Here is a 22,407-nt window from a genome sequence, read left to right on the forward strand (position 1 = left end):
GCTAAGGCCGTTTAATCGTTTTTGGTATCTCTCATGATTATAAAAATGAATGTACTCATTTATCGCAAGAGAAAGATCCTCAAAAGTCTTATATTTATGCAAATAATATTTCTCACATTTTAGTGTTCCAAAAAAGGATTCCATTGGTCCATTATCAATACACCGACCAACTCGTGACATACTTTGTGTCATATTCGCCGCATCTATTTTACGTTTAAATCCTTTAGAGGTGTACTGAAATCCACGGTCACTATGGATAAGTGGTTTTTCCGCAGCTAATAGTACTGTAGCTTGGTCAAGTGTCTTAAATACAAGTTGGTTATTATTAGAATGTCCTAGAACATAACTTATGATTGAACCATCATATAGGTCACGAATCGCACTTAAATAGGCCTTTTTTGATTGACCATACTTAAATTCTGTCACATCCGTAACCCATTTTTCATTTGGTTTTTCCGCGGTAAATTCTCGATTTAATATATTGTCTGCCACATGTTGAGGTGTAGAACGTTTATATTGTTTCCTCTTAATCCTAATGACAGAGCGTAAACCAGCCACTTTCATTAATCGGTAAATTCTTTTATGATTAAGGTTCTCCTCAAACATTCTGTTCATATGAAGCGTCATTTGTCGGTAGCCGAAGGTGTTATCAACCTTTTTATGGAGAATTTTCATCTCTTTAATGATTTCTTCATTCAGTATTTCTCGGGTAGAAGGGGTACGGTTAAGCCACTTATAGTATGCAGAACGTGCAATTTCAGCGATCTCACAAAGTAAACTAATGCTTAAATTCTCATTTTTGTGAAGCTCCTGAATAGCGATATACTTATCCTCAAATCGGATTAGGCTTATTTTCGCCTCCTTTCGATCTCCTCTAACTTTTTTAAGAATAAATTCTCCGCACGTAACCGTTCATTTTCTCTTTCTAACTTTTTCATTTGAAGTTCGATTTTCTCTTCTGGAGTAAGCTTAGCTTCTTCTTTCTTAATACCACGTTTATCTTTTAGTGCTTCATCTCCGCCACTTCATACTTCTTAACCCATTGATAGACTTGTTGATAAGAAACATTATAAGTATTAGCTGCTTCTTGATAATCTTTTCCGCTCCCCAAGCAATCAAGTACAATTTGTATTCGTTCTTCCCAAGTTGTTTTTCTTCCCTTAGTCATAGAGCTCGTCCTTCCTTTTGACGTATCCTTTAAATCTCTATGAGTATTATACTTCTTAATCCACTCGTGGAGGACGGAATGACTTGATATTTCATACTTTTTGACAACCTCAAGTAAAGAGTATTTACCAGACAGATAATCACTAACAGCTAAAAGCTTTATTTCCTTCGAGTACCTTTTCCAAGTTGAGGATTCTTTAAGACCTTCAGAACCAAATGTATCAAAACAATATTTCCATTTCCTGATTGTGAATTCACTAACCTTATACTGTTTAACGATCTCCGCTAAGGTAAATGACCCATCTTCTCATGCTTCTAATACTTTAATTTTAAACTTCGGAGTAAAGGCTCTTTTAGACATAAAAAATACTCCCCTTTAGTAGTCAGATTTTTATTTTTTAATCTGTCTACCTAAAGGGGAGCATATCAATTTGCATTGTCCATTTCTTTTTTCTTCTTTTCGATTGCTTGTTCAAGTTCGTTTTTTACACTTTTTTCCCAAAGGGGAATTCCGCTATTGTATGCAGCTCTTGCAAGCATATGGCCAGACACTGGAAGGGTTAAAAAAATAAAGATTATCCCTAAAATTAACGAGCTGCTTAATTCTTTTTCAAAATATAAAAAGTAAATAAAAGTTCCTAACAAAATACTAGAGATCCCAAGTGTAGCACCCTTTGAGGCGGCGTGAGAACGTGTGAAAACATCTGGGAGACGAATTAACCCAATTGAACTAGAAAATATGAAGAAGGTCCCAAATAAAAGGAATAAGGACACTAAGATAGACATTACTGGGCTAATATTAATCTCGATCATTTTCAATAATCACACCTTTCTCGATAAATTTTGCAATTGCTATTGTCCCTATAAAAGCCAATATACCAATTAATAAAATAATATCGTTGAAATAGGTTGTTTTTAATTGTATTGCAATTAATGCAGCCATTGCAATTAAGTTAATTCCGATACTATCAAGTGCAATGGCGCGGTCAGGGTTTGTCGGTCCTTTAATCGTTCTATACAACAATAACAAAACCGAGACGGAAAGGACGAGTAACGATAAAATAATTGATCCGGTTAAGATGGTTGAAAAAATATTCATTATCTCGTCACCTCCATAATTGCTTCTTCAAATGTCCCTTTTATAGACTTAATCACTTCATCTTTATCACGAATGTCCATGGCATGTATATATATCGTTCGATAATCCTGTGACACCAATACCGATAATGTTCCAGGTGTTAACGTAATTAAATTGGCTAATAATGTTATTTCCCAATTCTTTTTTAATTCCGTAGGTAAAGCAATAATACCTGGCTGTATATCTGAATCTTTTTGATAGACAACCTTTACTATAGCAAGATTTGATAATAGTAGTTCCCAAATAAACAGATAAATGAGCTTGCAAATGGCATAAATTTTAACAAAATAAAATCTGCCAGGAATATAACGGTTAAAGATAAATAATAATACTAACCCAACTAAAAAGCCTAAAAAGAAGAAATCAAATGAGAAATCCTCCCATAAAAACATCCAAATGAAAGCGATTAAAATATTTAGAATTAACTGAAAGGCCATGAGCACCTACTCCTTTATCACATTTTCAATATAGTAGGAAGGACTCGCCAAAACGTCACCTATAAACTGAACATAAGGATAAACAACTTCTGCTCCTAAGCCTAGAAAGATCGAGAAGGCTAGTAAAAATGAAACTGGAGGAACAATTCCTTTCATCGAAACATGTTTTCCATTATATTCCTTTTCCTCTCCCCAAAATGCTGTAATAAAAATTCTAATAACAGATAGGAGAATAAGGAGACTTAATAATAGCGCCAATATAATGGCAAAGTAATGGCCTTCTTCTAACCCACCACGTACCAATAGATATTTACCGATAAAACCACTGAATGGAGGAATTCCAGCTACAACTAACGCCGAAACAAAGAATAGCCATCCTAATAGCGGATAACGATGAATGAGTCCACCCATTTTACGAATGTCTGTTGTACCTGTTATTGAAACAACAGTTCCTGCTAATAAGAACAGTGCGCATTTAATGATCATGTCATGAATTAGGTAATATACAGCACCTGCAAGAGAAGTAACACTAAAGACTCCAATGCCTATTAGCATAAATCCGACAGCTGGAATGATATTATAAGCTATTATTAGCTTGATATTGTGTGTTGAGAGTGCGCCAACTACGCCAAATAATATAGTTAGAACACCTATAATAATAAAGATTTGGTGTGTAAATTGAGCTTCATATCCGAATATAACGGTGAATGTACGAAGAATTGAGTAGATCCCGACCTTCGTTAGCAACGACCCAAATAGAGCTGCTACAACAGGATGTGGTACTGCATATGATTTGGGTAACCAGAAATATAGCGGGAATAGTGCACCTTTTGTTGCGAAAACGAAAAATAACATAACTGCTATTGTTGTTAAAATTCCGGCTTGTTCAATTTCTCCAACTCGCATACCTAGTTGTGCTATGTTAACCGTACCTGTTACCGAATATAAAAATGCTATTGTCGTAACAAAGATTATAGATGAAAAAACATTGATTAATACATACTTCACTGATTCTCGTAATTGTTCTTTGCCACTACCGAAAATAATTAATGCATAGGACGACATGAGGAGTACTTCAAAAAATACAAAAAGGTTGAATAAATCTCCTGTTAAGAATGCACCGGAAACACCAGCAATTAAAAAGTGATAAAACACGTAAAAGAAATAACGGTGTTCGAGAGCTTTAATTGTATAAAAGGAATACATCGCAATTGCGACTGAAATGATGTTTGTTGTTGTGACAAGTAACATCGCTAATTCATCAGCCACGACCACAATTCCAAACGGTGCTTTCCAATCTCCCGTTTCCAATACAATCGGTCCATGGTTAAAGACATAAATGGTTAAGAAGAATGATAATAAAAGCTGAGCAATAGTAAATATAGCGGTCATGACTCGTGTAGCAACAGGTTTCTTATGAATAAAGATAGCTAAAATTCCTGCTATAACGGGCAATAATACCGGTAATATGGCTAAATTGTTAAAGTTACTCATTGTCCGTTCCCCTTAGTTCTTCTAGGTTATCTGTCCCGTTTGTTTTGTATGCCTTGTATGCCAAAACTAATAAAAATGAAGTGATACCAAAGCTAATAACAATGGATGTTAAAATTAAAGCTTGTGGTAATGGGTCAGTGTAGGTGGTGACTCCATCCTTTAAAATGGGAGGTGCACCACTTCGAAGTCCTCCCATTGTTAAAATAAATAAATGAGCCCCATGTGAAAGCAAAACCGTACCAAATATAACTTTCATTAACCGTTTCTGTAATAATAAATAAACCCCGCATGTAAATAAAATTCCAGAGAGAATCGACATAATGACTTCCACTTATTCAACATCTCCCTTTTTCTTATAATTAATTAGAGCTAATATTCCAAGAGCTGCGACACCAAGTACACTAATTTCAAACATTGTATCAAGGCCTCTCATATCGACTAAGATGACATTGACGATGTTATTTCCTCCACCAAGGGTATAAGACGTTTCAACAAAGTAACTGGATATAGAATCAAACCATTTTGAGCTATGAGATGATAAACCAACTAGCGTAATGAAAATTCCGAAAGAAACGGAAATAACTAAATTAATAAAGTTGTTTGTTTTTGACTCTTTTTCTTCTTTCAGTTTTGGTAAATGATAGAAGGCAAGTAAGAATAATGATACCGTGACCGTTTCAACAATTAATTGAGTGAGTGCCAAATCTGGTGCTGAGTAAAATACGAATAATAACGATAATCCGTATCCGACAACCCCTAAAACTAGAATACCTGCGATTCGGTTTGAGATAAACAATACAGAAATAGCTGCAATCATCATCGTGACAGCAATCGCAATCTCTGGAATAGATAATGTTGCGCCATTAAACGTAAATGCCCACCCATCAGTTTTGATAAATGTATACAATCCAACAACTGTCATAAAACCAATGATCATTCTTACATAATTTTTTAAAGAACCAGTCATATATGATGTTGTTACAAGTTTTGATCCTTTTATTAATCCATCAAGAATGTAATCATACCCCTTATTCATGCTCCAAGAACCAGGTATTCTATTATATACCCGTACCCATTTCTCTCTTGTAAGGAACAGTATGATTCCGACAACTAACACAGTTAATGACATAAACAACGGTAAATTATAAAATCCATGCCAGAATTTAATATGAGTTTGTGATACTTCTCCCATCACTGCAGATGTTGCAGGAGTTAGCAAATAATGATTGAATGGGCCAGGGAAAAGAGCAATAACAACTATTAAAGTCACTAACACAATAGGTGATAAAAGCATTCCGAAAGGAGGATCATGAGGTTTCCTCTCAAGCTTATCTAGCTGGATCTTCCCTGTAAACGTTTTAAAGAACAAAATCATAGAATACACAAATGTAAAAATACTTCCTAAGAGGGCGATAAAGGGAATAAACGGTCCAATTGACTGGTAGATTGTCCCTGCTTCCTCACTTAAGTCTACAGTTGCATCGAAGAACATTTCTTTACTTAAAAAGCCGTTAAAGATAGGAAGCGGAACTCCAGCCATTGAAAATACACCGAATATCGCTAGAGTTGCAGTTATTGGCATTAATGTATACAATCCACCTAATCTTCTAATATCACGAGTACCTGTCTCGTGATCGACAATACCAGCTACCATGAAGAGACTTCCTTTGAAGGTAGCATGATTAAGAATATGGAAAATTGCTGCAAAGACAGCTACACCTGTTCCAAAGCCTAACATAGCCATAATCATTCCAAGCTGACTAATTGTAGAGTATGCTAGAATTCCTTTTAAATCCGTTTGCTTCACTGCCATGTAAGATCCCCAACATAATGTAAGGAGACCTATCGAAGATACAATGATGAAGAATTCATCTGTTCCAGCAAATATTAATGATAAACGGGCAACTAAATAAATCCCTGCTTTGACCATCGTAGCGGAGTGTAGGTATGCACTAACCGGAGTAGGTGCTTCCATCGCGTCAGGTAGCCAAATATGAAATGGAAACTGAGCAGACTTAGTAAATGCCCCTGTGAGAATTAGTATTAAAATAGCAATAAAATAAGGACTATTTGTAATGAGTTCACTATTTTCAATCATTTCTCTAATGCTAGATGTATCGGTTAAAATTGACATCCAAACAAATCCTGCAAACATCGCCAAGCCACCGAGAACCGTGATAAGCATAGATTTTAATGCACCGTATCTAGATTTTTCTCTATAATTCCAGAAACCAATTAATAAAAAGGATGAAAGACTAGTGAGTTCCCAAAAGACATAGAAAACAAATACGTTATCAGAGAATACAATGCCAAGCATTGCAGTCATGAATATTAAAAGATACGTATAAAAATGACCCAGTTTTTCAGTCTTATGTAAGTAGAAAATAGAATATAAAACGACTAAGCTGCCAATCCCGGATATTAGCAACCCAAATAATATACTTAGTCCATCTACATATAAATCATAATTGATGCCCAGTGATGGGAGCCAATTAAAAGTAAGATGAAAGGGGTGATCTACTATTTTAGGTAAATAGGAAAGTAAATAAACAAAAATGCTAATAGGAATTAGTAAGACCATCCAACCTGTATGTATTCGTTTTATATTTTGATAGAGGATCGGTGTGAATATTGAAAAAAGCAATGGTGCAATGATAAGAAAGTGAAGCATCTCTTAATCCTCCTTTACAATAATTTTCTCTTCTTTTAATTGTACCCACATTTTTAATATAACTTCAACTAATAACCCTATAATAAATGTGAAAAAAACTGTATGAAATCAGGATTTTAAATACATATTAAATAAGAAAGGATGTGCAAAATATGCGTAATTTTTTCTTATTAATTCTTTTCATAGTTTTCACTTCTGGTTGTTCTGCAGGAAAAGACAATCAAGAAACTTTATTGCCAAGGGAATATTACCGCACCATTATGAATAATGCCGATATTGGGGTTGCTTTATACAAACCAAAGGATGAAATGTATGGAATCATTCCAACTATTATTGAACACGAAAAAATAAGTGATGCAATCTACGTTACCCACGAGGGAAAAACATATTTAGGTGTGAAAATTAAACCTTATCACAGGAATGTGAGAAATGAAGTGCTTGAAGAATTATCTTCTATAACGTCTGTATCAGTAGGAAATATAATAGATGATCCAAGAAAATACCGAACGATGGAAGAGTTAGTACATGATAAGGAAATGTATGGCATAAATGAAGAATGGAATAAGGAGTGGTCGAGTTTTATTGAACAATTAAAATGAGATATTCATAAGAAAAGAGCCGATCTATATAATCGGCTCTTCTTACTATGTCTTTGGATTATGACGAAAGTTTAATCTTATGTCCAAATGATCTGCGTTTAATTTCGATTTCAATTAAGTGGATAAATTCTGGGCTAAGCTTTAACTCTATTGCTTTATAATACGATTCAATAAGTAGCTCATCAGATAATTTTTTCATAATGTTTGCCGAACTGGCAAGCCCACCTCCTTAATTTTTTTTCAGCATTTACGTATTAATAGTTGTTGAAATGTTGGTCTATTTAATTATGTGTCTGCATATAATAGTAAGTTGTTTTTTTATGTAATTTTAATCTATCATGATTTAATTTGGAGAACAACCGTTCTGTTATCCACAGGGATTAGTGGATAAATTGTGGACTAATTGTTTATAAATGGAAGAATTTCAATATTATCAATGTGTAAAATGTTAATAACTTTATCCACATATGTTGAAATGGACAAAAATTTGTCGAAAAGTTTTTATTTTTTTTTGCTTTTTCTTCTATTTTTACGATTATTTATCTTGTTTACTAATTTTATTTTGAAAGTTTTAAGGAAATTGGTTATGATGTATGTCGATGTAGAAAGCTAGAATATATAAAGGAATAAAAATTGAGGTGTTCAACTTGTTAACAAAATTTTTGCCTAGTGAGCATGTAAAGACGATATTTGATGTTAAAGCGAAAGCTTTAAAGGAAAGAGGAATTAAAGGAATTATTACAGACTTAGATAATACATTAGTCGAATGGGACCGTCCATTTGCAACACCAGAGTTGATTGAATGGTTCCAGTCAATGGTGGATGAAAATATAAAGGTTACGATTGTTTCGAATAATAATAAAGATCGAGTTGAAGCATTTGCAGCACCAGTTAACATTCCGTTCATTTTCCGTGCAAGAAAACCGATGACTATGGCGTTTAAACAAGCCATAAACAGCATGAAATTAAGACCAGAAGAAGTAGTAGTAATTGGTGATCAACTTTTAACGGATGTTTTAGGTGGTAACCGTTTAGGACTACATACAATTCTAGTTGTTCCTGTAACACAGTCTGACGGCTTCTTTACTAAATTTAATCGACGTGTTGAGAGAACAATATTAAAGAAATTGAAACAAAAAGGTATGATTCAATGGGGGGACTAATTCATGACTGAAGAAGCTTACAAATGTATCGGATGTGGCGTATCAATCCAAACAGAGAATGAGGGGCAATTAGGTTATGCACCTCCATCTGCATTAACAAAAGAAGTTGTAATCTGTCAGAGATGTTTTCGATTGAAGCATTATAATGAAGTACAAGATGTGTCCTTAACAGATGATGATTTTATTAAAATATTGAATGGTATTGGAACGAGGGATGCATTAATTGTAAAGTTAGTTGATATCTTTGACTTTACTGGAAGCTGGTTGCCTGGTCTTCATCGCTTTGTTGGATCTAACGATATATTACTTGTAGGAAACAAAGTTGATTTATTACCAAAATCCATTAAACATAATAAGGTCATTCATTGGATGAAGCAGGAATCTAGTGAGCTTGGCTTAAAGCCTAAGGATGTATTTTTAATTAGTGCTGAAAAAGGACTTGGAATTGAAGAGTTAGTACAGGCAATTGAGGAATATAGAGAGAATAAAGATGTATTCGTCGTTGGAAGTACAAATGTTGGGAAATCAACGTTCATCAATCGAATTCTAAAGCAGTACGGTGGCGAAAAAGAGTTAATCACAACTTCTCATTTCCCTGGTACTACATTAGATATCATTGATATTCCCTTAGATGATGATTCTTCATTAATTGATACACCGGGTATCATTAATCACCATCAAATGGCTCATTATATCAATAAAGCCGATTTAAAATATATTACACCTAAAAAAGAAATCAAACCGAAAATCTTCCAACTGAATCCAGAGCAAACTTTATACTTTGGGGGATTGGCTCGAATCGATTTTGTGAGTGGAGAGAGACAGCCTTTTGTATGTTATGTCTCAAATGAACTAGATATCCATCGAACAAAACTGGAGAAGGCTGATGAGTTATATAATAATCACTTAGGTGAGCTATTAAGTCCTCCTAGAAAAGAAGACATAGAAAACTTTCCTGCTTTACAAGCGCATGCCTTTACTATTCGTGAAGAAAAGGTAGATGTTGTGTTCTCAGGACTTGGCTGGGTGACACTGCAAGCACCTGGTACAAGAATTGTAGCACATGCTCCAAAAGGAGTTGGCGTGTCGGTAAGAAGGTCGTTAATTTAATATATTGAAAATGGGGGAGTATGGATGGAAAAGCTATATGGAGTAATAGGTGATCCAATTTCACATTCAATGTCACCTTTAATGCATAATACAGCATTCATACATCACGGTCTCAACGCTCGTTATATAGCTTTCCATGTTACACCCGAACGACTTTCTAGTGCAATAGAAGGTCTTCGTGGCTTAAATATTGGTGGGATGAATGTAACAATTCCTCATAAAGTATCTGTTATGAAATATTTGGACGAAATTGATCCATTAGCGAAACAAATTGGTGCGGTCAACACAATCGTCAATGAAAAAGGGAAACTAGTTGGTTATAATACGGATGGTATCGGTTTTGTAAATAGTTTAAAACAACTTCTTCAAGAAAAAAACCTGCAAAATCAATCAATACTAGTGATTGGAGCAGGTGGTGCAGCAAAGGCCATCTATTATTCCCTCATTGCTGAAGGGGGTAAAAACGTGGATGTTACAAATCGAACGCTACTTCATGCAGAGGACCTTATAAAAGAACACTCTACTTCAAATGCAGTAACATTACTTGAAGCAGAGCAACAACTGCATACTTATGATATTATTGTTAATACAACTTCCGTTGGTATGTATCCACAAACAAATGACGTTCCAATGCAGCTATCACGTTTAAAAACAGGGGCAATTGTCAGTGATATTATTTATAACCCGTTTGAAACTCAATTGTTAAAAGAAGCAAAAAAGTATGGGGCTGTTACACAAAATGGAATAAATATGTTTGTTTTTCAAGGCGCACTAGCTTTTGAAAAGTGGACAGGTATTTATCCAGACATAGAAACAATGAAATCAGTCATAAAGAAAAAACTCGGAGGTGTTTCATAATGTTAACTGGTAAACAAAAACGTTTTTTACGTTCAAAAGCACATCATCTTGATCCAATTTTTCAAGTTGGTAAAGGTGGAGTAAATGAAAATATGATTAAACAGATTGAAGATGTTCTAGAAAAAAGAGAACTAATCAAAGTAAGTGTATTACAAAACTGTGAAGATGACCGCTATGATGTTGCAGATCAACTAAGTGCTGGAGCAGATGCTGAACTAGTACAAGTTATCGGTCATACGATTGTACTTTATAAAGAATCGAAAGAAAATAAACAACTAGTTCTTCCATCCTAATGTGAGGTAGCGATGAAGAAAATCGGAATATTAGGTGGCACATTTGATCCGCCTCATAATGGTCACCTTCTAATTGCGCACGAAGTACATAAAGCGTTAACTCTCGATGAAGTATGGTTTATGCCTACGAAAATACCTCCACATAAAGAAAGAGAAGTTACAGGTGAAAAAAATCGTATAGCGATGCTTGAGTTGGCTTTAAAGAACAATGAATACTTTAGTATTCAGCCGATTGAATTGCATAGAGAGGGCAAATCTTATACATATGATACTATTCGGTTGCTAAAAGAGATGTATGATCATGATTTTTATTTCATTATTGGTGCAGATATGGTCGAGTACTTACCTAGTTGGTATAACATCGATGAATTGATTAAACTCCTTACGTTTGTAGGTGTCGGCCGAGCAGGATACTCAAATGAAACGAGTTATCCACTCCTTCATGTATCAACACCAATGTTTGAAGTCTCATCTACGTTAATTCGTGAAAGGACTAAACAAAAAGGGAATACACATATGCTAGTTCCATATCAAGTGAAGCAATATATTGAGGAGAATCGGTTATATGAATAGGGAAGAGGCACTGTTGATCGTAAAAAAGCAGATAACAGAGCATCGTTATATACATACAATTGGGGTTATGGAAACAGCCATTATCCTTGCAAGACGCTATGGGGAAGATGAAAGAAAAGCCGAGACCGCTGCAATTTTTCATGACTATGCGAAGTTTAGAAAAAAACAAGAAATGAAAAATATCATCATTAGAGAAAATATGGCGAGTGACCTTCTTTTATTTGATACGGAACTATGGCATGCTCCGGTCGGTGCGTACTTAGTAGAACATGAAGTAGGAATTAAAGACTTGGACATACTAAATGCTATAAAATATCATACATCTGGACGAGTTACTATGACCTTGTTAGAAAAAATCATTTACCTCGCAGATTATATAGAACCCGGGAGACATTTCCCTGGCGTTGATGAAGTCCGTGATGTTGCAGAATCTGATTTAGATCTAGCCGTAATTATGGCGCTAAGAAATACGATTAGCTTTCTAATGATAAAGAAACAACCGATCTATCCTGATACATTTTTAACGTACAACGATATGGTAAAACAGTATAGACAAGAAAAGGGAGGAAAAAATTGAATGACTGAAAAAGAAACGTTAGTGATTGCTGCAAAAGCAGCAGATGATAAAAAAGCAGAAAATATTATTGCCTTAAATATGAAGGGGATATCTCTTGTTGCAGATTATTTTTTAATTTGTCATGGTAACTCTGATAAGCAAGTTCAAGCCATCGCCAGAGAGATGAAGGCTAAAGCAGAAGAAAATCAAATTCATGTAAAACGAATGGAAGGGTTTGAAGAAGCACGATGGATTTTAGTTGATATGGGGGATGTAATCGCACATGTTTTCCATAAGGATGAAAGAAGCTATTATAACCTAGAAAGACTTTGGGGAGATGCTCCTATCGAAGATATTCAAAGTGAAATCGTGTAATGGCCTATCAACACTTTGCACATTTTTATGATTTACTCATGAAGGATGTTCCATATGAACGATGGGTCACTTATTTCAAAAATCATACTATAGAACTGAAAGCAAACTCTCATCTTCTTGATCTTGCTTGTGGAACAGGCACATTATCTGTACCGTTTTCAAAAATGGGATTGAATGTAACTGGTGTGGATTTATCAACAGAAATGCTCTCTGTCGCAGATGAGAAGGCACGAAAAGAAAACCTCCCCATTACGTTTCTCGAAATGAATATGACAGAGATTTCCGGAATTGGGATGTTTGATTATATCGTTTGCTTTTGTGATTCCTTGAATTATTTAGAAAGTGAAGAGGAAATTGTGTCGGCCTTTAAAGGTGTGTACGATTCCTTAGATGCTAATGGCATGTTTATGTTTGATGTCCATTCGATTCAAAAGATGGAAAACATCTTTAAAGACCAAACGTTTGTAAACAATGATGATGATGTATCTTATATATGGAATTGCTTCGAAGGTGAATATCCATTTAGTGTCGAACATGAACTAACATTTTTTGTGAGAGATGAGGCAACCAATTTATACGACCGATTTGATGAGGTCCATATGCAAAGAACGTTTCCGATACAGCAATATGAAAAGTGGTTACGAGAAGTTGGCTTTACTTCTATTGTAATTTCATCTGATTTTGAGGCAACGTTAAATGATGAACAAAACGAACGGATCTTCTTTTGCTGCCAAAAAAAATAAACCATAAAAATGGTTTATTTTTTTTGGAGGAATTTTTTCAGTTATGTTGAATTATTATTTAGTGCTCTTGATGTCCCTTATACATTCTAATTGTTCAGTTACTTCTCTAATGTCTTCGTAATATTTCTCGTGTGTGCTATTAAATACATGATTAAAAACCAAACCAAGCTCTTCCTCTAATACTTTAATTCCTTCTCCAGTTACACCACCTTTTACACAAACCTTTTCTTGCAGGGTAGGTAACGTAAATACACCTTTATCTAATAATTTTCCTAAACCAATTATCATTCCACTTGCTAATTCAGTTGCTATCTCTTCACTAATTTCCGTTTCTTCTACAGCACTTGTAATAAATCGACGAACAAGATAAGTGAAAAAAGCAGGACCACAGCTAACGATGTCGGAAGCCACTCTTGTTATATTATCCTCAATTAATACAGGGGAGGATATGTGATGAAATAATGCCAATAATTGTTCTTTCATTTCCTGAGAGCAACTCTGCGAGAATGTCATAAGAGAAACACCAGATAAAGCTCGATTCGTTATACTAGGGATCACACGTGCCACATTACATTTCACAACTTCCTGTATTTGCTCGACGCTAATTGGACTTGTAATCGAAACGATGCATTGCTCAGGTTTTAAAAGTGGTGAAAGTCTATTTAATAATGGAAATATATCAAGTGGCTTTATGCAGACAAATATGATGTCTGAAGAAGCTGCGACTTCCTCTGCATTTGGCATAACGTGTAGTGCTGAATCTATGGTCTTTAAATTTTCTGCTTTTTTTAGTGTTCGATTTGTAAGATACAAATTAGAAGGTGTAACGGCACGAGATTCAATGAAGGATTCCACTAGAATTGTCCCCATATTTCCTGTTCCGATTATCCCTATATTCATTGCCTTCCCCTCCTTTACTTACGTTTCTCATACACATATATGTTTCAAATTGGAAATTTATGAATCGATGTAACATTCAGGAACAAACAAATAGGAAATGAGACTTAAAAAGTTTGAATTGAATATGAAATGGAGGAAAAAAAAGATGGAATACATACGTAGATATTGGCTTGTTTTAATTCCTATAGCAGCTTTCGTCATTTATGTGATTTTCTCAATGCCTTCCTCTTCTGCTACAGAAATGCAAATAGATGAGTTTGAGAGTTCTTTAATAAATGAAGCGGAGGAAGTAAATAAAAGCGATGTGACTAAGGAACCACAATTATCAGCTGAAATTTTTGTTGATGTAAAAGGGGCAGTTATGAAGCCGGGAGTATATGAAGTAACTAATACTAGCCGTGTATTAGAAGTAATTGAATTGGCAGGAGGTATGACTGCTGAGGCAGATCAAAATGGAGTGAATCTTGCACAAAAAGTGACAGATGAAATGGTCATATATGTACCTAAGTTTGGTGAGACTCATTCTACGATACCAACTACCACTCAGGGCGGGGACGAATATTTAATTAACATAAATAGCGCAACCGTCGAACAGTTAGATTCATTACCTGGAATAGGACCATCTAAGGCTGAGGCTATTATTTCTTTTCGCGAGGAAAACGGTAAGTTTAAGGCTGTAGATGACCTTGTAAACGTTCCGGGTATTGGGGAAAAATCTTTAGATTCATTGCGAGAACATATTACGGTACAATAAAATTAATTAGACAAGTTTCTAGAGACAAAGGAGGCAATATAAATGAATAGAATTTCTTGGGATCAATACTTTATGGCTCAGAGTCATTTAATTGCATTGCGTAGTACATGTGAGAGATTAATGGTTGGAGCTACAATTGTTAGAGATAAGCGGATTATTGCGGGGGGGTACAATGGTTCTATCGCAGGTGGAACACATTGTATTGATGAAGGTTGCTATGTTATTGATAGTCATTGTGTAAGGACCATTCATGCAGAGATGAATGCTATCATTCAGTGTGCAAAGTTCGGCGTTCCAACCGAGGGATCTGAGATTTATGTAACCCATTACCCTTGTTTACAATGCTGCAAGGGAATTATTCAAAGCGGGATTAAACGAGTGTATTACTCTCAAGATTATAAAAATCACCCTTACGCTAATAAATTATTTGAAGATGCAGATGTCGAAGTGAAACAAGTCGAACTCGATGAAATGATTATTGATACGAAAAATAAAGAGAAGCTACAATTTGTTGCATCAATGATTGAAAAGTTATCGACAGTTGGAGTGGAAGAACACGAAATAAAGCGATTATACGAACAGGCAAATCAACTGTTCACTTCTTATAACTAAATAAGAGGTCTTGTAAATGCAAAATCAGTGGATATACCTTGCTTGTTTTAGCTTGTTTGGAATTGTGTTTATTCATCTTCGTTCTCCTTTGTTCTTGCTTATTGTTACTTTAATTATAGTGTATCTTGCTATCAAGAATCGAAAGCTTGCCATTACCTGTTGTGTCATATTTGTTGGATTCTCAATCTATTATCATATTCATAACAAAGGAAATAGTACGACTATTAATACTACTAAGCAGCATTTTCAAGGTAAGATTGTGTCTAGGCCGGTTATTAACGGAGATCAGCTTCGTTTCATTTTTAAATTGAATCATGGAGAAACGCTTTATTTCACATATAAGCTTCAATCAGAAGAGGAAAAGGAACATTTTTCTCTTCTCACTCCAAGACAAACGTGTGTGTTTAATGGCCATGTAATCTCACCGAAGGAAGCCCGTAATTACTACATTTTTGATTTTAAACAATATTTATTCCGAAATCATATTCATTGGATGGTTGAACCTACAAGCTTTTCTGTTTCACACTGTAAGAATGCAGATGTGTCGATATTAGATCATATCCATATAAAAAGACATACATCACTTACGTTTATAGAAACTTATTTTCCTTCTCCACTTAATGGCTTTATCCAGGCGTTAATCTTTGGTGAAAGAGGATTACTAGAGGAAGATACACTACAGTCCTATCAAGATTTAGGATTGGTCCATTTATTAGCCATCTCCGGAATGCATGTTAGTTTACTATGTGCATTTGCATACCTTTTGTTTGTACGAATAGGATTAACGAAAGAGAAAACCATTTTTACTTTAATGCTTATTCTTCCTATTTATGTAATTGTTGCTGGCGCAACTCCTTCGGTTATCCGCGCGTCGATTATGACATTTCTACTTCTACTTAAGCTTCGTTTTCGAAATTTCCCACTTGCAGCGTTAGATCTAATAAGTCTTGCTTTTATAATGATGGTCATTGCAAATCCATACTATATATTCCAAGCTGGTTTTCAATTTTCATTCATTGTTACTTTAGCTTTAATACTTTCAAGTAAAACAATCCTTCAAAAGTACTCGAGTATATTTGCTCAAATGTTATCCTCTAGTGTCGTTGCTCAAGTTAGCTCCTTGCCATTTGTATTGTTTCATTTTTACCAATTTTCACTCCTCAGTATTCCGTTAAACATCATTTATATACCGATTATAACGTTTATTATATTGCCAATGAGTATGATGTTATTTTTCACTTCCATGATTTCAACTCGAATAACTAATCTCATCATGCCTATTGCAAATGAATTATTAAAACTTATCAATCAAATAGCAATTTTTATTGCAAATAGTGATTGGCAACTTTTAGTGTTGGGTAGACCAGGTGGTATTGTGATTTTTCTATATACCGTATTTACAATATTTACATTTTTAATGTGGGAAAAAGAGCAAATGAGCTTACGAAATACCTTCATTCCTTTACTCCTACTGTTAGCATTCCATTGGTGTTTTCCTTATATATCTCCTAAAGGGGAAATCACTTTTATTGATGTTGGACAAGGAGACAGCATTTTAATTGAGCTTCCATTTCGAAAGGAGGTTTACTTAATTGATACAGGGGGAATGATTCTGTATGAGCAAGAGGATTGGAAAAAGAAAAAAGACCCCTATTCGATTAGTAAAGAGGTCATCATTCCTTATTTAAAAGGGAAGGGAATTCGGAAAATCGATAAATTGATCATAACTCACGCTGATTTAGATCATGCTGGGGAATCAATCACACTGCTAGAAAACATGGAAGTCTCTGAGGTAATGTTGGGTGAACTCCATGAAATGAGTCAGTTAGAAAGGCAAATCATGACTACGGCAAAAAAAGAAAAAGTAGAAGTGAAAAGGGTGAAAAGAGGAGATGAATGGACTGTATCAGATTCAACTTTTAGAGTACTATCACCTGATAAAACATATGTAAATCAAAACGAAGGGTCCATTGTATTGGAAACGTTTTTAGGGGGAAGGTCGTGGCTTTTTACAGGGGATATTGAAAAGGAAGCGGAAAATAATCTTATCAAAAATTACCCTAATTTGAAGACAGACGTGTTGAAAGTGGCACATCATGGTAGTCGTACTTCTACCTCTGAAGATGTTATTAAACAATTGAAGCCAAAAGTTGCCATCATCTCTGTTGGAGTAGGCAACCGGTACAATCACCCGAATAAAGAAGTTCTAGAACGTTTAGGAGAGAATGGTGTGAAGGTGTTACGTACAGATCAACTTGGAGCGATTCGTTATACATTTTTTCATAATCAAAAAGGAACCTTTCAATCAAAAATTCCATATGATATAAAGAGAACAACTCATAAAAGGCAATAAAAAAAGAGACTGATCTCAGTCCCATTTTTTATGCAGAAACTAACTTAATAACGGTTGCAATGATAAATAAAGTTGCAAAGAAACCGAAAGATACGATAAACCCAATACCTGAATCAATTGCATCATTTCGCTTACTTTGGACATTGTGTTCAAATTCGTTCACTACAAACCCCTCCTCACATACAGTACTTAGTATAAGCTAAAGTATAAAAAAAATCTACACTCCTTACTCTTTCGTCAATAATATTTCATAAAGTATTAAAAAAATTACTTATTCATAAAAAGGCTCTTTCCTTTACTGACAAGAGTTAACACAAATACAACATGTAGTTACAGTCCATAATATATGTACAAAGAAATATCGTTACAAAGTTGGATACCTGGGGCTAACTTTCGTAACGTTAACATAAAAAAGGGGGTTGGCTATTCGAGCCAATTCCCTTTCTTGCTTCTGAAACAAATGTTGCAAACTGGGCGAATTCGTTCTACGATAAAGAAAGTATATAAAAGGAGTCAACGTTTATTATGAATTTAGATATACATAAAAAAGTTAAGTCAAAACAACTTTCGTCCTTATACCTACTCTACGGAAAAGAATCATACTTTATTGATGAACTCACGCAGCTTATTATTTCAACTACATTAAATGATGAAGAACGTGACTTCAACCTTTCTACCTATGACATGGAAGAAGTGTCGATTGATTTAGCAATAGAAGATGCTCAAACATTACCGTTTTTCGGAGATAAAAGAATTGTTATTGTAAAAAATGCATGGTTTTTAACAGGTACGAAAGACAAGGAAAAAGTGGATCATACAATTAGCCTGTTTGAATCGTATATTCAGTCTCCATCACCTTTTACAATATTTATCGTAGTGGTCAATGCTGAAAAATTAGATGATCGAAAGAAGATCTCTAAACTACTTAAAAAGGAAGCTGAAGTATTTGAAGCTTCAATTCCTGATGAAAAAGCAATGGTACAATGGTTGAAAAACCAAGCGAAAGAAAAGAATGTATCAATTACAGATGAAGCAATTTTACTATTATTACAATATGTTCGAAATTCAGTCACTTTATGCATACAAGAATTAAATAAAATGGCCACGTATGTAGGTGAAGCAGGTTCCATTGACATTGAAACAGTACGACTGCTCTCATCGAAAACAATTGAGGATAACATATTTGAACTTGTAGATTGTGTTACACAAGGGAAAGTACCTGAGGCGATGGTGATATTCCAAGATTTACTCAAGTTAAATGAAGAACCGATTAAAATTTTATCTTTATTAGCGGGACAGTTCAGACTATTATTTCAAGTAAAAGAATTATCCTCAAAAGGATATGGACAGCAGCAAATAGCATCTCATTTGAAGATACATCCATTTCGTGTGAAATTAGCGATGCAAAAAGTATCGCAATTTTCGGCAGACTCGCTGTTGAAAGCTATTCATGAGCTTGCCGAAATGGATTATAAAATAAAAACAGGACAAATTGATAAGAAGTTAGCAATAGAGTTATTCATATTAAAGCAATAAAAAAACGATGACAAATGTCATCGTTTTTTCTTTATTATGCGTTAGCTCCGTTAACTTTCTTAGTTAAACGAGACTTTTGACGAGCCGCAGCGTTTTTATGGATAAGACCATTGCGAGCAGCTTTATCAAGCTTCTTGCTTGCCTCAACAAGTGCAGTCTTTGCAGTATCAAGATCGTTGTTCGCAACAAGTGCTTCTACGTTCTTAACAGCAGTACGCATTGCAGACTTAACAGAAGAGTTTTGTGCACGGTGCTCGCTGCTTGTCTTAACACGCTTAATAGCAGATTTAATATTAGGCATTCGTTTCACCTCCCTAAAATGTAAACCGAGTTTTTAAAGCTCGATGTCCTTATTCATTCATTGGTTTTCAATGTTGAAATACCAAAATACATTTTTAGTCAGAAGTTTTTTCGTAAAAAGACTTAGTAACTGTTAAGTTTTTTCTAAGAAAACTCTGAAGTTAGAACAAGTGATATTTTATCAAACGATGACTATAATTGCAATACATGTTTCGATGAAGTTCGTGTTTTCAGGTAATAAAGAATGTTTAATAGTGAATGAATCTATTTCCTCGTGGAAAAACTATGTAAATAACATGAAAAGTGGAAGAAAACTTTTTTATATTTGTAGGCTGATCACTTCAGCTAACCACTAATCAATTAGGGGGAACAATAATGAGTGAACTAGATTTAAGTCAATATTCAATTAGAACAGACCTTGCTGTTGAAGCAAGAGAAATGGTAGTAGAAGAGAATCAAAAAAAGCAGCAGCAAGCTTCTGATCAAATTGAAGGCGTGATAATAAAAGAACGTGACGTTAGAGGTGTTAAAATTTCTTCAGTTGAAATTACTGAACAAGGTGCTCAAACAATAGGGAAAAAGAAGGGGAAATATGTAACATTAGAAGTACAAGGAATTCGTCAAAAGGATAGTGAGCTACAACAAGTGGTTGAAGAAGTTTTCGCAAAGGAAATGGCAACCTTTATAAAACAACTTGGAATTTCAGATGATGCAAGTTGTTTGGTGGTTGGTCTAGGTAACTGGAACGTTACACCTGATGCATTAGGTCCGATGGCTGTAGAAAATTTATTAATCACGAAACATTTATTTGCCCTGCAACCTGAAAATGTCGCAGAAGGATTTCGTTCAGTAAGTGCCATTGCACCTGGGGTAATGGGAATAACCGGTATCGAAACAAGTGATATTATTCATGGCGTCATTGAGAAGACAAAACCTGACTTTGTCATTGCAATTGATGCGTTAGCTGCTCGTTCTATTCAACGAGTAAACTCTACCATTCAAATATCTGATTCTGGCATACATCCAGGTTCTGGTGTCGGTAATAAGAGAAAAGAGCTTAGTCAGGAAACGCTAGGTATTCCTGTAATTGCAATTGGCATTCCAACAGTTGTTGATGCGGTCTCTATTACAAGTGATACGATTGATTTTATTTTAAAACATTTTGGTAGAGAGATGAAAGAAGGAAATCGGCCATCTAGGGCATTGGCTCCAGCTTCCATGACATTCGGTGGTAAACGTCAATTTACGGAAGAAGACCTACCAGAGGAAAAAGATCGATCAACGTTTCTAGGTTTAGTTGGTACGCTGCAAGAGGATGAAAAAAGAAGACTTATTCAAGAGGTGTTAGCACCAATTGGACATAATTTAATGGTTACACCAAAAGAAGTAGACACATTCATTGAGGATATGGCAAATGTCATTGCAGGTGGATTAAATGCAGCTCTACATCATGAGGTGGACCAAGATAATATAGGTGCCTATACACATTAAATACGAAAAGATGGTAAAAAAGGGTTCTACTTCTTAAAGCTTGTTCATAATGATTAAGTAGACAAGCTTTTGAGGAGTGGAACCATGAACTTAAATAGACAACAGGGGATAATGGTCTCCTTAAATGGGACAAGCGTTAAAAAGGTGATATTAGCTTTTGCATTTTGTTTTATCACCATATTTACAATAACTGGTTTACTAACAACACTTAAACCAGAATACCGAATATCCTCTTCTTCTGTGCATTCGATTACGAATAGCTTTGCTGAAAGCTCTTTAATTTTTTTGCTCGGTCAAGAAAATCGATATTTTTTACAAGCGGTTCCTGAAGGACAAGCTATACCGAAATATTCATCTGTTCTTTTTCAAAAGGCAACAAGTATTAATCCAGATGATCCTCGAAGTTTACTTGGTGGAGAATTGCCTGGATTTAAAGTGTTTGATGGTGAATTACTTGTGGCAGGGGATGGGACAAACTATACAACGATGCCAATGGAATCCGCTCCACCTATGGATGTTTTATTAGCTGAGCGGGAAGCAGCGGTTCAAAATTTACAGAACATGGACAAGTCAGAAGATAAAGAAAAGCCAGTTCCACCTGTTTCGAGTACTGGAAAAGATGTTGTATTTATTTATCATACACATACTCGTGAATCATTCTTGCCTTTATTAAAAGGTGTGACGAATCCGAATGAAGCCTATCATTCCACTGCGAATATTACATTAGTCGGAGAGAAATTATCGAGTGAATTAGAAGAACGTGGTATCGGTACACACCTTGATAAGACAGATTTCACCGGCATCTTGAATCAAAAAGGACTAAAATATTCACGATCCTATGATGCCTCCAGACCAATTGTTGAAAGTGCAATGGCACAAAATAAGGATATAAAGTTTCTGTTTGATTTACATCGTGACTATCAACGAAAAGAAGTCACAACGGCTACTATTAACGGAAAGCCATATGCACGAATATTTTTCGTAATTGGTGGCGAACATGCAAAGTATAAGGAGAATTTTAAATTAGCTCAAGACCTTCATGAATCGTTACAAAAGAAATATCCTGGTTTGAGCCGTGGTATTACGACGAAACAAGGACCGGGAACAAACGGTAAATTTAATCAAGATTTATCAGAAAATTCTCTTGTAATTGAATTTGGTGGAGTTGACAATACGTTAGAAGAATTGAATGCAACTGCGACTGCTGTTGCTGATGTGTTTAGTGAATATTATTGGAATGCAGAAAAGGTTAATAGTTCTGCTGAATAGAAAAAGGTGTGGATA

At 35.0% G+C, this 22,407-nt stretch carries 25 protein-coding genes and 1 pseudogene; 15 read left to right on the forward strand and 11 right to left on the reverse strand.

Annotated elements, in window-relative coordinates:
* The 7 genes and pseudogenes from JR050_RS16235 to JR050_RS16265 all read right to left on the reverse strand — a co-directional run.
* Nucleotides 1–1,474: pseudogene (locus tag JR050_RS16235) on the reverse strand (IS3 family transposase); the annotation flags it as partial.
* A gap of 119 nt (nucleotides 1,475–1,593) precedes the next feature.
* On the reverse strand, nucleotides 1,594–1,980 hold the full coding sequence (mnhG, locus tag JR050_RS16240; RefSeq protein WP_204204573.1) for a monovalent cation/H(+) antiporter subunit G: 387 nt from the start codon (nucleotides 1,978–1,980) through the stop codon (nucleotides 1,594–1,596).
* Complete coding sequence (locus JR050_RS16245) at nucleotides 1,967–2,266, reverse strand: Na(+)/H(+) antiporter subunit F1 (RefSeq protein WP_204204574.1); 300 nt, start codon at nucleotides 2,264–2,266, stop codon at nucleotides 1,967–1,969. The genes mnhG and JR050_RS16245 overlap by 14 nt, the downstream gene beginning before the upstream one ends.
* On the reverse strand, nucleotides 2,266–2,742 hold the full coding sequence (locus JR050_RS16250; protein WP_204204575.1) for a Na+/H+ antiporter subunit E: 477 nt from the start codon (nucleotides 2,740–2,742) through the stop codon (nucleotides 2,266–2,268). The genes JR050_RS16245 and JR050_RS16250 overlap by 1 nt, the downstream gene beginning before the upstream one ends.
* A 6-nt stretch (nucleotides 2,743–2,748) precedes the next feature.
* On the reverse strand, nucleotides 2,749–4,236 hold the full coding sequence (locus JR050_RS16255; protein WP_204204576.1) for a Na+/H+ antiporter subunit D: 1,488 nt from the start codon (nucleotides 4,234–4,236) through the stop codon (nucleotides 2,749–2,751).
* Nucleotides 4,229–4,567, reverse strand: a complete 339-nt coding sequence (locus tag JR050_RS16260) for a Na(+)/H(+) antiporter subunit C (protein WP_204204577.1) — start codon at nucleotides 4,565–4,567, stop codon at nucleotides 4,229–4,231. The genes JR050_RS16255 and JR050_RS16260 overlap by 8 nt, the downstream gene beginning before the upstream one ends.
* Complete coding sequence (locus JR050_RS16265; RefSeq protein ID WP_204204578.1) at nucleotides 4,568–6,907, reverse strand: Na+/H+ antiporter subunit A; 2,340 nt, start codon at nucleotides 6,905–6,907, stop codon at nucleotides 4,568–4,570.
* Nucleotides 6,908–7,059: 152 nt separating this feature from the next.
* Here JR050_RS16265 and JR050_RS16270 point away from each other — a divergent pair, with 152 nt between their 5' ends.
* Entirely contained in the window at nucleotides 7,060–7,506 is a 447-nt protein-coding gene (locus JR050_RS16270) for a hypothetical protein (RefSeq protein WP_204204579.1), read from the forward strand.
* A gap of 58 nt (nucleotides 7,507–7,564) precedes the next feature.
* Here the strand turns inward: JR050_RS16270 and JR050_RS16275 are convergent, their stop codons facing one another.
* Nucleotides 7,565–7,705: a sporulation histidine kinase inhibitor Sda gene (locus JR050_RS16275; protein WP_204204580.1), complete on the reverse strand. Its 141-nt coding sequence runs from the start codon at nucleotides 7,703–7,705 to the stop codon at nucleotides 7,565–7,567.
* Nucleotides 7,706–8,153: 448 nt separating this feature from the next.
* Between JR050_RS16275 and JR050_RS16280 the strand changes: the two genes are divergently transcribed.
* From JR050_RS16280 to JR050_RS16315, 8 genes are read left to right on the forward strand one after another with little or no spacing between them, the layout of a single operon-like run.
* Nucleotides 8,154–8,669, forward strand: a complete 516-nt coding sequence (locus tag JR050_RS16280; protein WP_204204581.1) for a YqeG family HAD IIIA-type phosphatase — start codon at nucleotides 8,154–8,156, stop codon at nucleotides 8,667–8,669.
* A gap of 3 nt (nucleotides 8,670–8,672) precedes the next feature.
* Nucleotides 8,673–9,779 carry a ribosome biogenesis GTPase YqeH gene (gene yqeH / locus JR050_RS16285; protein WP_204204583.1) on the forward strand — a complete coding sequence of 369 codons (1,107 nt, stop codon included), beginning with the start codon at nucleotides 8,673–8,675 and terminating at the stop codon, nucleotides 9,777–9,779.
* Between the two features lie 24 nt (nucleotides 9,780–9,803).
* Complete coding sequence (aroE, locus tag JR050_RS16290; protein ID WP_204204585.1) at nucleotides 9,804–10,637, forward strand: shikimate dehydrogenase; 834 nt, start codon at nucleotides 9,804–9,806, stop codon at nucleotides 10,635–10,637.
* Nucleotides 10,637–10,930 carry a ribosome assembly RNA-binding protein YhbY gene (gene yhbY, locus JR050_RS16295; protein WP_204204590.1) on the forward strand — a complete coding sequence of 98 codons (294 nt, stop codon included), beginning with the start codon at nucleotides 10,637–10,639 and terminating at the stop codon, nucleotides 10,928–10,930. The genes aroE and yhbY overlap by 1 nt, the downstream gene beginning before the upstream one ends.
* Nucleotides 10,931–10,942: 12 nt before the next feature.
* Nucleotides 10,943–11,503 (forward strand): nicotinate-nucleotide adenylyltransferase, encoded by a 561-nt coding sequence (locus JR050_RS16300; RefSeq protein ID WP_204204591.1) that lies wholly within the window; start codon nucleotides 10,943–10,945, stop codon nucleotides 11,501–11,503.
* Nucleotides 11,496–12,080, forward strand: a complete 585-nt coding sequence (yqeK, locus tag JR050_RS16305) for a bis(5'-nucleosyl)-tetraphosphatase (symmetrical) YqeK (protein WP_204204595.1) — start codon at nucleotides 11,496–11,498, stop codon at nucleotides 12,078–12,080. Before JR050_RS16300 ends, yqeK begins: the two co-directional genes overlap by 8 nt.
* Nucleotides 12,081–12,434: a ribosome silencing factor gene (gene rsfS, locus JR050_RS16310; RefSeq protein ID WP_204204599.1), complete on the forward strand. Its 354-nt coding sequence runs from the start codon at nucleotides 12,081–12,083 to the stop codon at nucleotides 12,432–12,434.
* Nucleotides 12,434–13,177 carry a class I SAM-dependent DNA methyltransferase gene (locus JR050_RS16315; protein WP_204204601.1) on the forward strand — a complete coding sequence of 248 codons (744 nt, stop codon included), beginning with the start codon at nucleotides 12,434–12,436 and terminating at the stop codon, nucleotides 13,175–13,177. Before rsfS ends, JR050_RS16315 begins: the two co-directional genes overlap by 1 nt.
* A 54-nt stretch (nucleotides 13,178–13,231) precedes the next feature.
* Here JR050_RS16315 and comER read toward each other — a convergent pair whose 3' ends face one another.
* Nucleotides 13,232–14,077: a late competence protein ComER gene (comER, locus tag JR050_RS16320; RefSeq protein ID WP_204204603.1), complete on the reverse strand. Its 846-nt coding sequence runs from the start codon at nucleotides 14,075–14,077 to the stop codon at nucleotides 13,232–13,234.
* Between the two features lie 145 nt (nucleotides 14,078–14,222).
* Between comER and JR050_RS16325 the strand changes: the two genes are divergently transcribed.
* Genes JR050_RS16325 through JR050_RS16335 form a run of 3 tightly spaced genes read left to right on the forward strand, consistent with a single transcriptional unit; the run spans nucleotide 14,223 to nucleotide 17,796 of the window.
* On the forward strand, nucleotides 14,223–14,831 hold the full coding sequence (locus JR050_RS16325; protein ID WP_204204608.1) for a helix-hairpin-helix domain-containing protein: 609 nt from the start codon (nucleotides 14,223–14,225) through the stop codon (nucleotides 14,829–14,831).
* Between the two features lie 42 nt (nucleotides 14,832–14,873).
* Nucleotides 14,874–15,443: a ComE operon protein 2 gene (locus tag JR050_RS16330; RefSeq protein WP_204204614.1), complete on the forward strand. Its 570-nt coding sequence runs from the start codon at nucleotides 14,874–14,876 to the stop codon at nucleotides 15,441–15,443.
* 16 nt (nucleotides 15,444–15,459) lie between these two features.
* On the forward strand, nucleotides 15,460–17,796 hold the full coding sequence (locus JR050_RS16335) for a DNA internalization-related competence protein ComEC/Rec2 (RefSeq protein WP_204204623.1): 2,337 nt from the start codon (nucleotides 15,460–15,462) through the stop codon (nucleotides 17,794–17,796).
* 28 nt (nucleotides 17,797–17,824) lie between these two features.
* On the opposite strand, the gene JR050_RS16340 is transcribed toward JR050_RS16335, so the two are convergent.
* Complete coding sequence (locus tag JR050_RS16340) at nucleotides 17,825–17,959, reverse strand: YqzM family protein (protein WP_204204625.1); 135 nt, start codon at nucleotides 17,957–17,959, stop codon at nucleotides 17,825–17,827.
* A 362-nt stretch (nucleotides 17,960–18,321) separates the two neighbouring features.
* Between JR050_RS16340 and holA the strand changes: the two genes are divergently transcribed.
* Nucleotides 18,322–19,332, forward strand: coding sequence for a DNA polymerase III subunit delta (holA, locus tag JR050_RS16345; RefSeq protein WP_204204627.1), 1,011 nt, complete (start codon nucleotides 18,322–18,324; stop codon nucleotides 19,330–19,332).
* A gap of 34 nt (nucleotides 19,333–19,366) precedes the next feature.
* On the opposite strand, the gene rpsT is transcribed toward holA, so the two are convergent.
* Nucleotides 19,367–19,633 carry a 30S ribosomal protein S20 gene (rpsT, locus tag JR050_RS16350; RefSeq protein ID WP_204204631.1) on the reverse strand — a complete coding sequence of 89 codons (267 nt, stop codon included), beginning with the start codon at nucleotides 19,631–19,633 and terminating at the stop codon, nucleotides 19,367–19,369.
* Nucleotides 19,634–20,004: 371 nt separating this feature from the next.
* Between rpsT and gpr the strand changes: the two genes are divergently transcribed.
* Both gpr and spoIIP read left to right on the forward strand, forming a co-directional pair.
* Nucleotides 20,005–21,123 carry a GPR endopeptidase gene (gene gpr, locus JR050_RS16355; RefSeq protein WP_204204711.1) on the forward strand — a complete coding sequence of 373 codons (1,119 nt, stop codon included), beginning with the start codon at nucleotides 20,005–20,007 and terminating at the stop codon, nucleotides 21,121–21,123.
* A gap of 84 nt (nucleotides 21,124–21,207) precedes the next feature.
* Nucleotides 21,208–22,392 carry a stage II sporulation protein P gene (gene spoIIP, locus JR050_RS16360; protein ID WP_204204632.1) on the forward strand — a complete coding sequence of 395 codons (1,185 nt, stop codon included), beginning with the start codon at nucleotides 21,208–21,210 and terminating at the stop codon, nucleotides 22,390–22,392.
* Nucleotides 22,393–22,407: the final 15 nt, after the last annotated feature.

Origin of the sequence: Bacillus suaedaesalsae (assembly GCF_016890225.1) — a bacterium.
Taxonomy (GTDB): domain Bacteria; phylum Bacillota; class Bacilli; order Bacillales; family SA4; genus Bacillus_BS; species Bacillus_BS suaedaesalsae.

Excerpts from the sequence above, each read along its gene's own strand:
- mnhG (WP_204204573.1), bottom strand. The coding sequence starts at position 1,980 with ATGATCGAGATTAATATTAGCCCAGTAATGTCTATCTTAGTGTCCTTA.
- JR050_RS16245 (WP_204204574.1), bottom strand. The coding sequence starts at position 2,266 with ATGAATATTTTTTCAACCATCTTAACCGGATCAATTATTTTATCGTTA.
- JR050_RS16250 (WP_204204575.1), bottom strand. The coding sequence starts at position 2,742 with ATGGCCTTTCAGTTAATTCTAAATATTTTAATCGCTTTCATTTGGATG.
- JR050_RS16255 (WP_204204576.1), bottom strand. The coding sequence starts at position 4,236 with ATGAGTAACTTTAACAATTTAGCCATATTACCGGTATTATTGCCCGTT.
- JR050_RS16265 (WP_204204578.1), bottom strand. The coding sequence starts at position 6,907 with ATGCTTCACTTTCTTATCATTGCACCATTGCTTTTTTCAATATTCACA.
- JR050_RS16270 (WP_204204579.1), top strand. The coding sequence starts at position 7,060 with ATGCGTAATTTTTTCTTATTAATTCTTTTCATAGTTTTCACTTCTGGT.
- JR050_RS16275 (WP_204204580.1), bottom strand. The coding sequence starts at position 7,705 with ATGAAAAAATTATCTGATGAGCTACTTATTGAATCGTATTATAAAGCA.
- yqeH (WP_204204583.1), top strand. The coding sequence starts at position 8,673 with ATGACTGAAGAAGCTTACAAATGTATCGGATGTGGCGTATCAATCCAA.
- aroE (WP_204204585.1), top strand. The coding sequence starts at position 9,804 with ATGGAAAAGCTATATGGAGTAATAGGTGATCCAATTTCACATTCAATG.
- yhbY (WP_204204590.1), top strand. The coding sequence starts at position 10,637 with ATGTTAACTGGTAAACAAAAACGTTTTTTACGTTCAAAAGCACATCAT.
- JR050_RS16300 (WP_204204591.1), top strand. The coding sequence starts at position 10,943 with ATGAAGAAAATCGGAATATTAGGTGGCACATTTGATCCGCCTCATAAT.
- yqeK (WP_204204595.1), top strand. The coding sequence starts at position 11,496 with ATGAATAGGGAAGAGGCACTGTTGATCGTAAAAAAGCAGATAACAGAG.
- rsfS (WP_204204599.1), top strand. The coding sequence starts at position 12,081 with ATGACTGAAAAAGAAACGTTAGTGATTGCTGCAAAAGCAGCAGATGAT.
- JR050_RS16315 (WP_204204601.1), top strand. The coding sequence starts at position 12,434 with ATGGCCTATCAACACTTTGCACATTTTTATGATTTACTCATGAAGGAT.
- comER (WP_204204603.1), bottom strand. The coding sequence starts at position 14,077 with ATGAATATAGGGATAATCGGAACAGGAAATATGGGGACAATTCTAGTG.
- JR050_RS16325 (WP_204204608.1), top strand. The coding sequence starts at position 14,223 with ATGGAATACATACGTAGATATTGGCTTGTTTTAATTCCTATAGCAGCT.
- JR050_RS16330 (WP_204204614.1), top strand. The coding sequence starts at position 14,874 with ATGAATAGAATTTCTTGGGATCAATACTTTATGGCTCAGAGTCATTTA.
- JR050_RS16335 (WP_204204623.1), top strand. The coding sequence starts at position 15,460 with ATGCAAAATCAGTGGATATACCTTGCTTGTTTTAGCTTGTTTGGAATT.
- holA (WP_204204627.1), top strand. The coding sequence starts at position 18,322 with ATGAATTTAGATATACATAAAAAAGTTAAGTCAAAACAACTTTCGTCC.
- rpsT (WP_204204631.1), bottom strand. The coding sequence starts at position 19,633 with ATGCCTAATATTAAATCTGCTATTAAGCGTGTTAAGACAAGCAGCGAG.
- spoIIP (WP_204204632.1), top strand. The coding sequence starts at position 21,208 with ATGAACTTAAATAGACAACAGGGGATAATGGTCTCCTTAAATGGGACA.